Here is a 14,795-nt window from a genome sequence, read left to right as displayed (position 1 = left end):
CTATGTGCTTTTACTACACCATCGATGTTTAGCCGATAAAGTGTGATCTGGGCCTATTTTTGATATTAAGGTTGTTAAGGCGCGTTTATGTTTGTTCAGTCTCACCCCGGCGTGCTGTGACTACTTTCTAGTTATACTGGCCACACATTTACTTGGTTAGCAGGCTAAACGGGGTCTGTTTGCCATTGTCTGGAAAACAGCCGTCTGCATTATTTATCAATAAAGATAAACACGCCCTAATATTGCTCAAGGTTTGTTGAGTTTGGTATGCTCAATGACTCATTGTGGTTAAATCGGTTAATTGCAATAAACGATTGGCTTTGGGTAGATGTATTATCAAAAGTTGATTTATGTTCAGCGATACGGTTATACCTGCAAAAGAATCATGTTAGTTATTTGATTCTGCTACACTAATGAAAGAATGCTTGGATGCAAATGAGAGTGTTATGGATGCCTAAGGAAATGTGTAGATGATCAATCTGAATATTTTTTTCTCTTTTTTCGAAAATGCCGCGCTATTGCTTGCGCTGGTATACCTGTATTCGCTTTTTCCCTCTCATCAGCGTCATTCTCATTTGTTGTATTGGCAACTCGGTATCGGAGCGATCATTGGTATTATTGGTGTGATCATTATGATGAGCCCACTGGTATTTCAAGAAGGTTTACAGTTCGATAGTCGCTCAGTGTTATTGTGTTTGTCAGGGCTTTTTTTTGGGGTGATCCCTACTACAGTCGCGGCTATATTTATGGCGTTATACCGTTACAGCCTTGGGGGTGTTGGTGCGTCTGTCGGTATTATCATGTTGTTTTGTAGTGGGTTTCTCGGTTTGGTATGGCGCCACTACCGTAAAAATCATCTGGACCAAATCAGCCTTGTGGCCTTTTATGTGTTTGGTATTATCGTTCATGTGTTTTTATTATTTTCTGTGTTGTTAATCCCTTTTGAGCAAGCGGTTGACACGCTTTTACTTATTGCTTTTCCAATCTTAATTATTTTTCCTTTTTTAACTATGGTAACTGGTCGGCTGTTGACGCAAATTATGTTTCGGGAGCGCGAGCAACAGATTAAATCCCAAGAAGACTTTTTATTCAGAAGCCAATTTGATATCGGTAACATTGGTATTTCGATCACCTCAAAAGCTAAGTATTGGCTCAAAGTGAACCCTTATTTGTGCCAAATGCTTGGTTACAGTGAAAGTGAGTTAAAGGCGCTAACCTGGGCAGAGATTACTCATCCCGATGATTTAAATAAAGATTTACTCAAATACGACAAAATGGTCAAAGGTGAAATTGATGAGTACGAAATGGACAAGCGCTTTGTGGCGAAAGATGGTTCCATTGTGTATACCCATATCACGATTGCCTGTAGACGTAACCCAGATGACGACGGTTTTTTAGTCATTGCTGGCTTTCTTGATATTACCAAACAAAAACAAGCTGAACTTGCATTGTTACAAAGCAAAGAGCAACTTGATTTGGTACTCGACAGCAGTGAACTAGGTGTTTGGGATTGGGATGTTCAAAAACGGACAGTTAATATAAACCAATACAGCGCTGATATTTTATGTTGCCCTATGAGTAAGCTAAATGAAACACCCAAAAGATGGATTGATGCGATTGATAAAAACGACAAATTAAGGTTTTTGCGCTCGCTTATTGATATCCAAAAGGGACGCAGCATTAGCCAAAAAATTGAGTATCAATTAATTAACTTAATGGGTGAGTCTCGATGGATTTTACAAACGGGTAAAGTGGTCGACATTGACGAAAAGGGTAAACCACTGCGTGTGTGCGGTACATTGAGCGATATTACCGATATTAAGCATGTCGAAGAGACGTTAAGCGTTGCTGCATCGGTATATCAAAATTCCAGTGAGGCAATGAGTGTCTTTACTTCTGAAGGGGTGATTATTGATTCTAACCCTGCATTTTCATTAATTACAGGGTTTAAAAAAGATGAGATAAAAGGTCAAAGCCTTAGTATGTTTAAATCTGAGTTACAGCCTCAGAAGTTCTATGATCAACTCAGTGTTCAGCTTAAACAAATTGGTCGCTGGCAGGGTGAGGTGTGGATGCAACATAAAAATGGCGAAAACTACCTCATTTTGTTAACGATAAACTCTGTCAACCGAACTAAAACACAATCAGCAAGGTTTGTGGCGTTATTTTCAGATATTACGGAGAAAAAACAAACCGAAGAGTTAATTTGGCGCCAAGCAAATTATGACTCACTTACCGGCTTACCTAATCGTAGAATGCTATTAGCGTTTTTAGCCAAAGCGGTAACCCAAACTGATCGTCAGCGCAATCACTTTGCCTTGATGTTTTTAGATTTAGATTACTTTAAAGAAATTAATGACACACTTGGTCATGATATGGGCGATGAGTTGTTGTTAGAAACCGCTGAGCGCCTTAAACGCTGTGTGCGAGAATCTGATGTCGTGGCGCGTTTAGGTGGCGATGAATTTACCATTGTATTAACTAATCTAGATGATAACCATGGTGTAGAACGCGTTGCGAGCCAAATACTTAAAAGCCTAGCTGAGCCTTATTTATTAGGCGATCAAACCGCCTACATTAGTGGCAGTATTGGTATTACGTTATTTCCTGATGACGCATCAACCACTGAGGCATTACTTAAAAATGCTGATCAAGCGATGTACTCGGCCAAAACCCATGGTCGTAATCGTTTTAATTATTTTACCCCAGCAATGCAAAGCGATGCTCAAAAACGAATGTTGTTAGTGCAAGAGCTAAAAAATGCGGTGTTGCAAGAGCAGTTTGAGCTGTATTATCAACCTATAGTTGAGCTGGGCAGTGACAGTGTCATTAAGGCTGAAGCGCTCATTCGTTGGGATCATCCAACCATGGGGTTTATATCGCCAGCAGAGTTTATCCCTATTGCAGAAGAGACGGGGATGATTATCGATATTGGTAATTGGGTTTTTAATGAGGCCGTGGCGCAGTCTGCTAAATGGAAAGCTCTGTTTAATGTTGATATTCAAATCAGTATTAATAAATCTCCGGTACAATTTAGAGACGAAACCACCGATGTGCAGGACTGGCTTTCAACCATGTCTCAATTACAGTTAAACGCCAAGAGTATTTGTATTGAGATCACCGAAGGTTTATTGCTAGAAAAAGAGCAAAATGTTGAAGCCAAGCTACTCGCCTATCGAGAGGCTGGGCTTGAGGTGTCTTTAGATGATTTTGGTACGGGTTATTCTTCTTTGTCTTATTTACGCAAGTTCAATATTGATTACCTTAAAATTGATAAGTCCTTTGTTAATAATCTTACCCCTGACAGTAACGATTTAAGTTTGTGCGAAGCCATGATTGTGATGGCACATAAGTTAGGCATGAAAGTCATCGCAGAAGGGATCGAGACAGAGCAACAGCGAAACTTACTTGAATTTGCGGGTTGTGATTACGGCCAAGGGTATTTGTTTTCACATGCGTTATGCAGTGAAGACTTTGAACAAAAATACTTGCAACAACCCGCTGAGCTGATACTGATAAATCAATTTACAGCCAGTTAAAATGATGCATTTCGCTAATTGCGCAAATTATACCAATTCGCCCTTCGGGGTTGCGTCACAACCCCCATTACGGCTTCAAATGACTTTGATGTAGATGGGAATAACCATTCCCCGCAATCAATGCCTTGCCCAAACGCGCGTAAATTCTTGCTGAAATCGATCATCTTCAGGTTGTTTGGGTATACAATAGCGGACTATTTCATTGTTTATTGAGTTTGTTATGTCATTTACTTCGCTAGGGCTATCGCCATTACTACTAGATGCGATTGACCAATCTGGTTATCACACTGCCACTCCTGTCCAACAAGCAGTGATCCCTCTAGCGCTAAAAGGTAGAGATATTCTGGCCAGTGCCGAAACAGGTACCGGTAAAACAGCGGCATTTGCTTTGCCGTTGTTACATCAATTATTACAACAACCTAATACTGACATCCCTCAAGAACAGCGCTTGCGAGTGCTTATCATGACGCCAACCCGTGAGTTGGCTATTCAGATTGAACAAAACCTTATTAAGTACAGCCAATATAGTGAACTGGCCACTTTAGCGGTTTACGGTGGTGCCAGTATTAATCCACAGCGTAAAACCTTAGCACAAGGTGTGGATGTACTCGTTGCTACGCCAGGTCGTTTGTTTGACATTATTGGTCAACATGAATTGGATTTATCTTTTGTGACTCATCTTGTGATAGATGAGGCTGATCGCATGCTTGATTTGGGGTTTGTTAAAGACATCGAAAAAGTGAAGCGGTTAATTGCGAAGCAGCATCAAACGATGATGTTTTCGGCTACGTTTTCTGAAGATGTGAAAAGCCTTGCCGCGAACATGTTGCAGCAGCCTGAATATATCCATGTTGAAACCCAAACCACAGCGGCTAATGTTGCCCAACAAGTGTATCGTGTTGATGCTCGTCGCAAAGCAGAATTGCTCTCTGAGCTCATTGGTAAGCATAACTGGCAACAGGTAATGGTATTCACCAGCCGAAAAGAAACGGCAGAACATTTATTTCGTGAGCTGTCTTTAGATGGCATTAAGTCAGCCGTTTTCCATGGTGACAAAAGCCAAGGCGCACGTAATCGCGCTCTAGAAGAATTTAAAGCAGGACAATTGCGCGTATTGATTGCCACCGATCTAGCCGCTCGTGGGTTAGATATTCAAGCTTTACCACGGGTGATTAATTTTGAGTTACCAGAAGAGTGTGAAGATTATGTGCATCGTGTTGGCAGAACTGGCCGAGCAGGCTTAGCGGGGGAGGCGATTTCTTTAGTTAGCCCTCAAGAAGTATTACTGCTCAATGAGATTGAGCAACTGATTGGCCAAACGTTACCAACATTGATCCCCATTGGTTATGAAGAAGGTGCACCTTTGCCTGCAAGGTATCGCGACATCAGCCCCGATAAACCTAAGAAAGTTTTTAAGCATCGTCGTGGAAAACCGTCACAAGGTGATGCTAAACCAAGCCGAAAAGGCAAATACGCTAAAGCGAAAAAATGATCACTACACCAATTAAAACGAATATTATTACCGGCTTTTTGGGCGTGGGTAAAACCACGCTGATTAAAGCATTGCTGGCCAGTAAGCCAGACAACGAAGTGTGGGCCGTGCTAGTTAATGAATTTGGTGAAATTGGCATTGATGGCGGGTTACTGAGTTCTGGCCATAATGGCTCAGGAGTTGTCATTAAAGAAGTGCCTGGAGGGTGCCTTTGTTGCGCCGCGGGCGTGCCGACACAAGTTGCTGTTAATCAAATTATTCAACAAGCTAAACCAGACAGACTCTTAATTGAGCCCACAGGGCTTGGGCATCCCGCTGAAATTGTTAACTTGTTACAAGCACCACATTTACAGCACGTTATCACCTTGCAGGCCAGCATGTGTTTAGTTGATGCTCGTAAAGTCAGTGATAGCCGTTATCGCGACCATGACATCTTTAAGCAACAACTGCACATTGCTGATATGGTCATTGCTAACAAAGCTCAGCTTTATGATGAACAAGCCATGCCGTGTTTACGCGATTTTATGGCGTCCCTTGGTAGGGCGGATACACCTATTATGCTCAGTGATAGTCATTTCACTCAAGCTTCACAGTTGCAACACTTGATGCTTTTACTTAATAAGCCCAGTCAGCGTGCTAAATGGCATCAGTCTCCAAAGCCCGTCAGTTTGCTTTCTCGTTCTGCTGAGCAATGGTTTACTCCTGTTGCATCAATTAAGGTCGATGAGGCATTGCAGCAGCAGTTTGATGCTCAGGGCTATATTTACAAAACAAATCAAGGTGAAGGCTGTTACAGTGTTGGCTGGATTATCGATTGTCAGCGTTGCTTTGATTTTGCGCGTTTTATGGTATGGGTTGAGTCCGTAAAATCTCTCAATGTTATGAGGTTAAAAGCTATTGTGATTACCTTTGACGGCATTTTAAGTGTCAATATGGTTGATGATAAATTAACCCTTGATGAATTAGACGATGCACTTGATTCGCGTATAGAAATCATCAGCGATAAACCGCTCGATGGCGACACACTCCAACAACAGCTATTTGAATGTGTTGATTAATCAGTTGGGTCTGTAGATCTCTGTTGGACAGTGTTGTTCGAGTTAACAACCTGTTAATCGAGGCGAATAGATTGATATCAAGTCATCTCAGTAACTCTTTTGGGTAAAGCCATATTCCACCACAAAAAATGGGCATTGATATAACATCAATGCCCATTGTGTTTTTGCCTTAAGCAGACAAGAATCACCTTAGCGAGTACATTCTTCCAATAAGTATGCTAAATGGCGATATGAAATCCCACTGTGTTGAGTTAAGCCCACTTCACACATTCTGTTTGCGTAGTAACCTTCTTTGGTTTCTGCCGGAATGAGTTTTTTGATATTACGTAATGCACTTGCGTTGATTTCAGGTTTGTATAAGCCTTTCTCGCCCGCATAACCACAACAGGTAATACCGGCAGGTAGTACAACATGATTAGCGCATGCATCTGCAATAGCCTGTTGTTTGGGTTCAAGTTTCATCTTACGCGCACTACACCCTTGGTGTAAGGTGACGTTAGATTTTTTGGTGATTTTCATATTTGGCAGCAAGTTATCGTGCATAAACTCGACTAAGTCGGTAATGGCAACTTTAGGGTTGCCAGTTAACGTGCGATAAGTACAAGACAATGCATCAACCACTACCGGCACTTTGCCGTTATCTGACAATGTACTGAGTGCATCAATCAGCTCGTCTCGTTTTGCATCGGCATTTTTAAAGTCACCTTTCGATTCCCACATTTGACCGCAGCATAAATGGCGGGTGTTGTCAGGAACAATAACATTATAGCCAGCACGTTCAAGTAAGGTGACGACCACTTCAGATAGCGTACGATTGTCAGGATCTTTTGGCGTAGGCCCAAAGGTTCTGCCGCCACAAGCGGGGAAATACAGTACGGTTTTTTGACTAGGCTTGTGAGCCGATGGTTTAGCGACTTTGCCACCTTTAGGGAAATCAGGGTTCCAGTATGGCACTTCTTTGGTGATCATTCGCCCAGCATTCATCAGCGAATTGGTAATGGTGTCACCGGTCACTTTATGAAGAATACCGAGAATGTCAAACCCTGTGCTGATCACCTGGTTTACCGCCCCAAAATGTTTGGCCTGGAAGTCGAGTACTTTTTGCTCTGTTGTGGTGATATACGGGGTGCGTAATTTACGTACTAATTGGCCCATGCTGTTATCGACAGGGCAGGCAATGGTACATAACTGACATGCTGCACAGGTATCGACCACATCGTATTTCGCACTGGCGCGCATCTCGGCGGCTGCTTGTTTGTCACCAGATTGCTCTAAACGTTCAATTTCACGTAACACTGCAATACGCTGACGTGGCGAGAAGTTCAATGCCGATGTTGGACAGGTTTTTTCACAGAAACCACATTCAATACATTTATCGACAAAATCATCAACCACTGGGCATGGCTTGATATTTTTAACATGGACTTGTTGGTCATTATTTAAAATAACCCCAGGGTTTAGCAAATTGGTCGGATCGAAAATCTGCTTAATTTGCTTCATTAAGGTGTAAGCATCGCTACCCCATTCCATTTCAACAAATGGCGCCACAGCACGGCCGGTACCATGTTCAGCCTTCATTGAGCCGTCGTACTTATTAATTACCATGTCTGCCACATCTTGCATAAAGGCATGGAAACGATCGATGTCGCCTTGTGATGCAAATGTTGGTGTAATAATAAAGTGGAAGTTGCCCGCTAGGGCATGACCATATATTACCCCTTCAGGATAACCGTGTTTATGGAACAATGCGGTTAAATCGGCTGCTGCATCAGCTAAATGTACAAGCTCAAATGCCACATCCTCGATAATCACAGATGTTCCTTTCGGGCGGGCGCCACCAATAATGGGGAATAAACCAGAACGCATGGCCCAGTATTGCCCAAATACTGCTGGATCTTTACTGAACTCAATTGGACGCTCTGTTTTAATGTGAGCAATTTTTTGGATAACGTCACTGGTGTAACGCTCGAGTGTTTGCGAGTCATTGGCGCGTGATTCAATCAGCAGAATTGCAGCGCCTTCAGGTAGCTCACTTAACCACTCTGGCATGCCTGCTTTGCCTGTTACAGACTTAATTGACGCCCAGTCGAGTAATTCAGCGGCAGCAACACTGTCACCTTTAATTAATGGGATTGCACTAGCCGCATCTTCCATGCTGAAAAATACCGCCATGGCAGAGGCTTTAAATTGGGCTTCTTCGACTGTGTGATAAGTAATTTCATTCACAAATGCCAAGGTACCTTCAGAGCCCACAATAAGGTGGTTAATGATGTCAAAGGGATCGGTAAAGTCTACTAACGCATTAATGCTATAGCCGGTGGTGTTTTTTATCGCGAACTTTTTACGGATACGAGCTGCGAGTGTGGGGTTGTTTTGGGTTAACTGTGCTAAGTCAGTTAATGCGGCCAATAATGCAGCATGTGATTGGCTAAATGCCGCTCTTGAATGCGGACATCCGGTATCGAGTTCGGTGCCATCAACAAGCATTAATTTGGCTGACTTGATTGTTTGATAACTGTTTTGTGCAGTACCACAACACATACCAGATGCATTGTTGGCAACCATGCCACCAATTTGTGCCGAGGCGAGCGTGGCAGGATCTGGACCGATTTTTTTGTTAAAAGGTTTGAGCGCGGCATTTGCGTCTGAGCCAATGACTGCCGCACCTAATGTAATGGCAGATTTGTCTTCGCTAATGTCAATGGTTCTAAAACCATCATGGCCGAGTATTAACAAAATACCTTCGCCAATTGCTTGGCCAGATAAACTGGTGCCCGCCGCGCGAAATGTCACTGGGACATTATTGGCATTGGCGATATTGAGTGTGATTTTAACTTGTTCTAGGGTATCTGCGTGAACGACAATTTCAGGAACGATACGGAAATAACTCGCATCGGTAGACCAGGCAAAGCGACGAACCGGATCATTCGTCACACATTGGCTGCCTAATTGAGACGTTAAAATATCCATTACCACTTGATAGTTTATAGTCATAACATGCTCTCTTAACACTGTAATATTGTGTAGGCAGTTATGCCTACTGATTGATACCTTTAGTTGTTGGTGTTGCAACATCCCTGGTTACAACCCCAACGTGTGTAGGTATTTATTTTTTGATTTGAGTTTGAGTGATTAAAAACCGCCCCAAAGCACCGCAATGGTGCCAGCAACAAGTGCATAACCAAGGGCGATAGGCATGGTTTTACGAATAATTTCAGATTCACGGCCTGCCATACCAACGACCGTTGCTGCGGCAACAACATTCATTACACACATCATGTTACCGGCGTTTGCCCCAATACCTTGAAGTGCTAACACTAGTGCGTGATTCATCCCGATATTATCGGCCACAGAGTATTGTAAGCCTGAGAACATCATGTTTGAGAATGTGGCAGAGCCTGAAAGGAAGGCACCAAAAATCCCCACGATAGGCGACACCCATGCCCACACGGCCCCCATGCTGTTTGCCAGTAAATCAGCTAGTGCCACAGGCATAGAAGCAAGACCGGCTCCGTTGTCGCCAGAGTTGAGGAAAATCTTCACCATAGGTACAGATGCACCTAACGAAATAATGGTCGGTAACATTGATTTACAAGAAACCGTAAACGACTGTTTCATGGCTTTGGGCTTCATTTTGAATAGCACAAAACCAAATAAGCAGACGGCAACAAAGAAGATCCCAGGCGCGTAAAAGGTCGCAAACCCCGCTTTTAGTTCTGTGCCTAATAATCCTGTCCAGCTTACGTTAAAGCTTGTTAACCAGCTCTTAAAAGGCCCAACTACCCGTGATAATACCAATAGCGCAGCCATGATAATGTAAGGAGACCAAGCCGCAATTTGCGAGAACTTTACTGGTGTTTCGTTAATGGTTAACTCTTCTTCTGACTTGTTGTCATTTTCGCTAAAGTCGCACCAAGGTTGTGACGGTAATAACCAGCCTTTTCTGGCCACTGGGATCACTAATGCCATACCAACAAGCGAACCGATAACTGATGGAAACTCAGGGCCGGCGAAATAGTTAATTAACCATGCAGGCACCGTAAATGCAAAGCCTGCAAATAAGGCGAATTTCCAAATTTGTAAGCCTTCTTTAATGGATTTGTTACGGCCAAAGAACCCGGTTAAAACACAGACCATCACTAATGGGATCAGTGAGCCCGTGATTAAGTCGATAGTGATCATGTGCTTAGCAATAAACTGAGCGTAACCGACAAACGTACCGCCATGTTCAGCAAATTGCGCTGCTGCCATGTTAACGCCACCTTCAGTTAAGCCTTGTTCCATACCAAATAGTACCGGTAAACCAATGGCACCAAATGATACCGCGGTAGAGTCGCCAATTAAGGCAACAACAGCCGCGGCAATAGGAGGTACACCAAGCAATACCAGTAATGGTGCGCCAATGGCTGCTGGGGTACCAAAACCTGCAGATCCTTCAATGAACGAACCAAACAACCAACAAATAATCACAACTTGCACGCGCGCATCAGCGCTAATGTTGGTAAATCCTGAGCGGATAGTGTCCATTGCACCAGAATATTTTAAGGTATTTAACAAAAACACCGCGCCAAAAATAATGGTAAGCGGTGTTAATGCTGAAAGAAGTCCTTCGACAACGGAGGCTGCCAGAAGCGTCGTGTCCATTTGCCAAATAAAGATTGCTGCCAGACCTGTCGCAATCATTGATATGGGCATCGCTTTAGATGCCGGTAAGCGCATGAGTACTAAAAATACCATTACGCTGATAATCGGCGTTAAGCTTGCGAGTAACTGTAGAAATGTCATGTATACCTCTGTATCACTTTATAGTGGGTATTGAGTTGTTATTATTTGTTAGCTTTATCGCTAACTAGGGCGTAATAGACGTTATTTAAGTGTTAAAAGTGTTGATCGAGATCATCTAAAATAGGAGAAACCGAGTTCACTTGTAGAAGTGAGATCCACATTCAATAGCAGTATTTTAAATGTTGGTTTGAGATCACGTTTTGGAAGCGGAAAAATCATCATAAAAAAAGCCATACGTAAAAACGGATGGCTTAAGATAACGTGTATTAGCAAGTGTTAATGTGAAGCGTTTCACGTCCAGGCTTGAGAATGTGTGACCGGGGTCAAAAGTTAAAAAAGTTTACTGCCCCAGCCTAATTTATTGCGCAGTACATGAAAGTAATTATGACCCTTAGGGTGAATTAATTTTAAGCGCTCATTGGATCTGCGGATAAAAATCTCATCCCCTGGTAGCACAGCTAAATGCACATGCCCATCGCAACTGACCTCAAGATTTTCCCCATTGTTTGGTGACACAAGCAATTTAATGGTACTGCATGCATCGACCACAATAGGGCGGCAAGACAAAGTGTGTGGAAACATAGGCACTAAAATTAATGCCTGTAAATTGGGCGTTAAAATGGAGCCCCCCGCAGATAATGAATACGCGGTTGATCCTGTCGGTGTCGATACAATCATGCCATCAGCGCGCTGACTGTACATAAATTGATCGTCGATATACACCTCAAACTGGATCATGTGCGCTATTTTACCCGGATGTAACACTGCTTCATTAACGGCACTGTTACTTGAGGTAATTTTGCCATGTCGATGCACTTCTGCTTCAAGTAAAAATCGGTGTTCGGTTTCAAATTCACCGTCTAAGACTTTAGACAGCGCATCCTCAAAGTTATCGGGGGGTAAATCGGTTAAAAAGCCAAGATTACCTCGGTTTACGCCAATCACTGCCACGTCAAACCTGGCTAACACTCTTGCTGCCCCTAGCATGTTACCGTCACCACCCACCACGATGGCTAAATCACAATGTTCGCCCATTTCGAGTAAGTCCATTGAGCGAACGTCAGGGCCTAACTCGGCTGAGACGCGTTCTTCAACAATCACATTAAAGCCCTGAATACTGAGCCAATGATGCAATCGCCTTAAGGTTTGATTTGTCCCTTCATGATGCGGCTTGCCGATGAGTCCGATTGTGTTGAACAATTTAGTCATATTCGAGTTTGTTGTGCCTTTAGGACTTGAAACATAAGAATTGATCCCCATAATATACTCAAACTTATTAAAAGTGTGCTATTTACTGTTAATTAATCAGTAAATTGTCACATTACTAGCATATCCAATTTTGCATTTTTTAGCTGGAGTGAAAATGAGCAACGAATCGAACAACGCACCGCAAGATCAAGTGGAAGAAGTGGTAACACCTGAAGTGGTGGCTGATGAAGCAAGTTTGATGGATGAATTGACCCAAGCAAATTTTCGCATTGAAGAATTAGAGCAACAATTAGCTGAAACTCAAGCTGAATTGGCTGAACGTAAAGATGTCGAGATACGTGCCGCGGCTGAAACACAAAATATCCGTACACGTGCTGCAAAAGACGTTGAACAAGCGCGTAAATTTGCACTTGAAAAGTTTGCCAACGAATTATTGCCTGTCATAGACAATATGGAGCGTGCGTTACAGGGAACCGATCCTGAAAACGAATCAACAAAAGCCATCTATGAAGGCGTCGAGTTAACAATGAAGGGATTCCTGACTTCGGTAGAGAAGTTTGGCGTGACTCAAGTGAACCCTCAGGGCGAAGCATTTAATCCTGATCATCACCAAGCCATTGGTATGCAACCTAGTGCTGAATTTCCAGCAAACACTGTGATGATGGTGATGCAAAAAGGCTATTTACTTAATGACCGTTTATTGCGCCCTGCCATGGTGATGGTATCTCAAGGCGGTGCTAGCGTAGACGTAGAAGCTTAAGCTGATATTATCGCGCTCAGTTGAGTATAAAAAAGGACTGAATATTCAGTCCTTTTTTTATATTATGTTATTTTACGAAATAAATGCTTGAATTTGTGACAAAATCCCAGGTGCATCAAGCTGCAACTCGGCGGTAATTTCATCTGGGGCACCATGTTTGATAAACTCATCGGGTAACCCAATTAATAACACAGGTTTGATTATGCGTTTTCGTTGCAGTGCTTCTAATACGCCAGAGCCTGCACCACCCATGATTGCATTTTCTTCAACGGTAACAATAATATCGTGGCTGTTAGCCAGTTGAGAAACTAAATCAAGATCCAGTGGTTTGATAAAACGCATGTCTGCCACGGTGGCATCAAGTTGCTGAGCTGCCTCAAGTGAAGCGGCCAGTGTTGTACCAAAGTTTAGGATTGCAATGCGTTTACCTTGGCGTTTTATCACCCCTTTGCCGATTGGCATAGCGGTCATTTCTTCAACTTGTTCAGCACCTGTTGCACTGCCTCTAGGGTAGCGAACGGCGGTTGGACCATCTTGATAGCAGTATCCGGTATAGAGCATCTGGCGGCATTCATTTTCGTCAGATGGCGCCATAATAACCATATTAGGGATGCAACGCATAAAGCTTAAATCGAAAGCTCCCTGGTGAGTTGGGCCATCAGCACCCACAATGCCGCCGCGGTCAATGGCAAATAATACCGGTAGGCGTTGCAAAGCAACATCATGAATTAATTGATCATAACCGCGTTGTAAAAAGGTTGAATAAATGGCGACAACGGGTTTAAGCCCTTCGCAGGCAAAGCCCGCACCTAGGGTAACAGCATGTTGCTCTGCTATGGCTGCGTCAAAATATTGTTTTGGAAAACGTTGCGAAAACTCAACCATACCTGAGCCTTCACGCATAGCTGGTGTGATTGCCATTAGCTTGTCGTCTTTTTCAGCAACATCACATAGCCATTTACCAAATACCTGTGAAAAAGTGGGTAAGCCTGGTTTAGATGCCGGCTTTTTAAATTGGCTTGGGTCAAACTTAGGCACGGCATGCCAGCCAATTGGGTCTTTTTCTGCCGGTTCATAACCACGACCTTTTTTGGTCATGATGTGCAGTATTTGTGGGCCTTTTAGGTTGCGCATGTTGCGCATGGTTTCAACTAGCGAATCCACATCATGGCCGTCGATTGGGCCAATATAATTAAAACCAAGCTCTTCAAACAAGGTGGCAGGAACCACCATTCCTTTGAGGTGCTCTTCAGTACGCTTGGCCATCTCTTTAATAACCGGCATACCTTTAAGTACTTTTTTGCTGTTTTCGCGGATTGTGGTGTAAAAACGTCCTGACATTAATTGGGCTAAATGGTTGTTCAATGCACCAACGTTTTCTGAAATAGACATTTCATTGTCGTTTAACACCACCAACATGTCTTTATGGAGATCGCCAGCGTGATTCATGGCTTCAAACACCATGCCACCGGTCATGGCACCGTCACCAATCACCGCAACGACTTTTCGGCCTGCGCCTTCTTTGTCTGCCGCGACAGCCATGGCGAGTGCCGCACTTACTGAGGTGCCAGAGTGGCCCACACTAAAAGTGTCGTATTGGCTTTCTTCACGCCAAGGAAAAGGATGCAAACCATTTTTTTGTCTAATGGTGTGCATACGCTCACGACGATCCGTTAAAATTTTATGTGGGTATGCCTGATGGCCAACATCCCAAATTAAACGGTCAAAGGGAGTGTTATAGACATAATGGAGCGCAACAGTTAATTCAACCGTGCCCAAGCCAGACGCAAAATGTCCGCTGGAAATACCAACAGACTGAAGTAAGAATTGTCTAAGTTCATCAGACACTTGTGGAAGTAAACCTTGGGGTAACTTCCGTAATTCTTCTGGCGTATTAGCTTGTGCTAGTACTGGGAATTTAGAAATATCGAAACTCATAGCGAGATTTTCTG

General features: G+C 43.2%; 8 protein-coding genes. 4 read left to right on the top strand and 4 right to left on the bottom strand.

The annotated features are described in order from the left end of the window. Nucleotides 1-470: 470 nt before the first annotated feature. From L2703_RS04830 to L2703_RS04820, 3 genes are all read left to right on the top strand, one after another. On the top strand, nt 471-3,539 hold the full coding sequence (locus L2703_RS04830; protein WP_248969998.1) for an EAL domain-containing protein: 3,069 nt from the start codon (nt 471-473) through the stop codon (nt 3,537-3,539). 220 nt (nt 3,540-3,759) lie between these two features. Continuing rightward, on the top strand, nt 3,760-5,031 hold the full coding sequence (locus L2703_RS04825) for a DEAD/DEAH box helicase (RefSeq protein WP_248969997.1): 1,272 nt from the start codon (nt 3,760-3,762) through the stop codon (nt 5,029-5,031). Beyond that, nucleotides 5,028-6,089: a CobW family GTP-binding protein gene (locus L2703_RS04820; protein WP_248969996.1), complete on the top strand. Its 1,062-nt coding sequence runs from the start codon at nt 5,028-5,030 to the stop codon at nt 6,087-6,089. The genes L2703_RS04825 and L2703_RS04820 overlap by 4 nt, the downstream gene beginning before the upstream one ends. A 189-nt stretch (nt 6,090-6,278) precedes the next feature. Here L2703_RS04820 and L2703_RS04815 read toward each other — a convergent pair whose 3' ends face one another. From L2703_RS04815 to nadK, 3 genes are all read right to left on the bottom strand, one after another. After that, a complete protein-coding gene (locus tag L2703_RS04815) occupies nt 6,279-9,083 on the bottom strand; it encodes an FAD-binding and (Fe-S)-binding domain-containing protein (RefSeq protein WP_248969995.1) in 2,805 nt (934 codons plus the stop codon). A gap of 138 nt (nt 9,084-9,221) precedes the next feature. Next, a complete protein-coding gene (locus L2703_RS04810; protein ID WP_248969994.1) occupies nt 9,222-10,874 on the bottom strand; it encodes an L-lactate permease in 1,653 nt (550 codons plus the stop codon). 330 nt (nt 10,875-11,204) lie between these two features. Then, complete coding sequence (gene nadK / locus L2703_RS04805; protein ID WP_248969993.1) at nt 11,205-12,083, bottom strand: NAD(+) kinase; 879 nt, start codon at nt 12,081-12,083, stop codon at nt 11,205-11,207. A gap of 154 nt (nt 12,084-12,237) precedes the next feature. Here nadK and grpE point away from each other — a divergent pair, with 154 nt between their 5' ends. After that, nucleotides 12,238-12,843 carry a nucleotide exchange factor GrpE gene (gene grpE / locus L2703_RS04800; protein ID WP_248969992.1) on the top strand — a complete coding sequence of 202 codons (606 nt, stop codon included), beginning with the start codon at nt 12,238-12,240 and terminating at the stop codon, nt 12,841-12,843. A 72-nt stretch (nt 12,844-12,915) separates the two neighbouring features. Here grpE and dxs read toward each other — a convergent pair whose 3' ends face one another. Continuing rightward, entirely contained in the window at nt 12,916-14,781 is a 1,866-nt protein-coding gene (gene dxs / locus L2703_RS04795; protein WP_248969991.1) for a 1-deoxy-D-xylulose-5-phosphate synthase, read from the bottom strand. Nucleotides 14,782-14,795: the final 14 nt, after the last annotated feature.

Source organism: Shewanella basaltis (genome assembly GCF_023283885.1).
In the GTDB taxonomy this organism is placed as follows: domain Bacteria; phylum Pseudomonadota; class Gammaproteobacteria; order Enterobacterales; family Shewanellaceae; genus Shewanella; species Shewanella basaltis.
Note: the sequence above shows the minus strand (reverse complement) of the source record. Positions and strands in the feature narration are given on the sequence as shown.

What these genes read in the sequence shown, in the direction of transcription:
- L2703_RS04830 (WP_248969998.1), top strand. Translation starts at nt 471, where the DNA reads ATGATCAATCTGAATATTTTTTTCTCTTTTTTCGAAAATGCCGCGCTA.
- L2703_RS04825 (WP_248969997.1), top strand. Translation starts at nt 3,760, where the DNA reads ATGTCATTTACTTCGCTAGGGCTATCGCCATTACTACTAGATGCGATT.
- L2703_RS04820 (WP_248969996.1), top strand. Translation starts at nt 5,028, where the DNA reads ATGATCACTACACCAATTAAAACGAATATTATTACCGGCTTTTTGGGC.
- L2703_RS04815 (WP_248969995.1), bottom strand. Translation starts at nt 9,083, where the DNA reads ATGACTATAAACTATCAAGTGGTAATGGATATTTTAACGTCTCAATTA.
- L2703_RS04810 (WP_248969994.1), bottom strand. Translation starts at nt 10,874, where the DNA reads ATGACATTTCTACAGTTACTCGCAAGCTTAACGCCGATTATCAGCGTA.
- nadK (WP_248969993.1), bottom strand. Translation starts at nt 12,083, where the DNA reads ATGACTAAATTGTTCAACACAATCGGACTCATCGGCAAGCCGCATCAT.
- grpE (WP_248969992.1), top strand. Translation starts at nt 12,238, where the DNA reads ATGAGCAACGAATCGAACAACGCACCGCAAGATCAAGTGGAAGAAGTG.
- dxs (WP_248969991.1), bottom strand. Translation starts at nt 14,781, where the DNA reads ATGAGTTTCGATATTTCTAAATTCCCAGTACTAGCACAAGCTAATACG.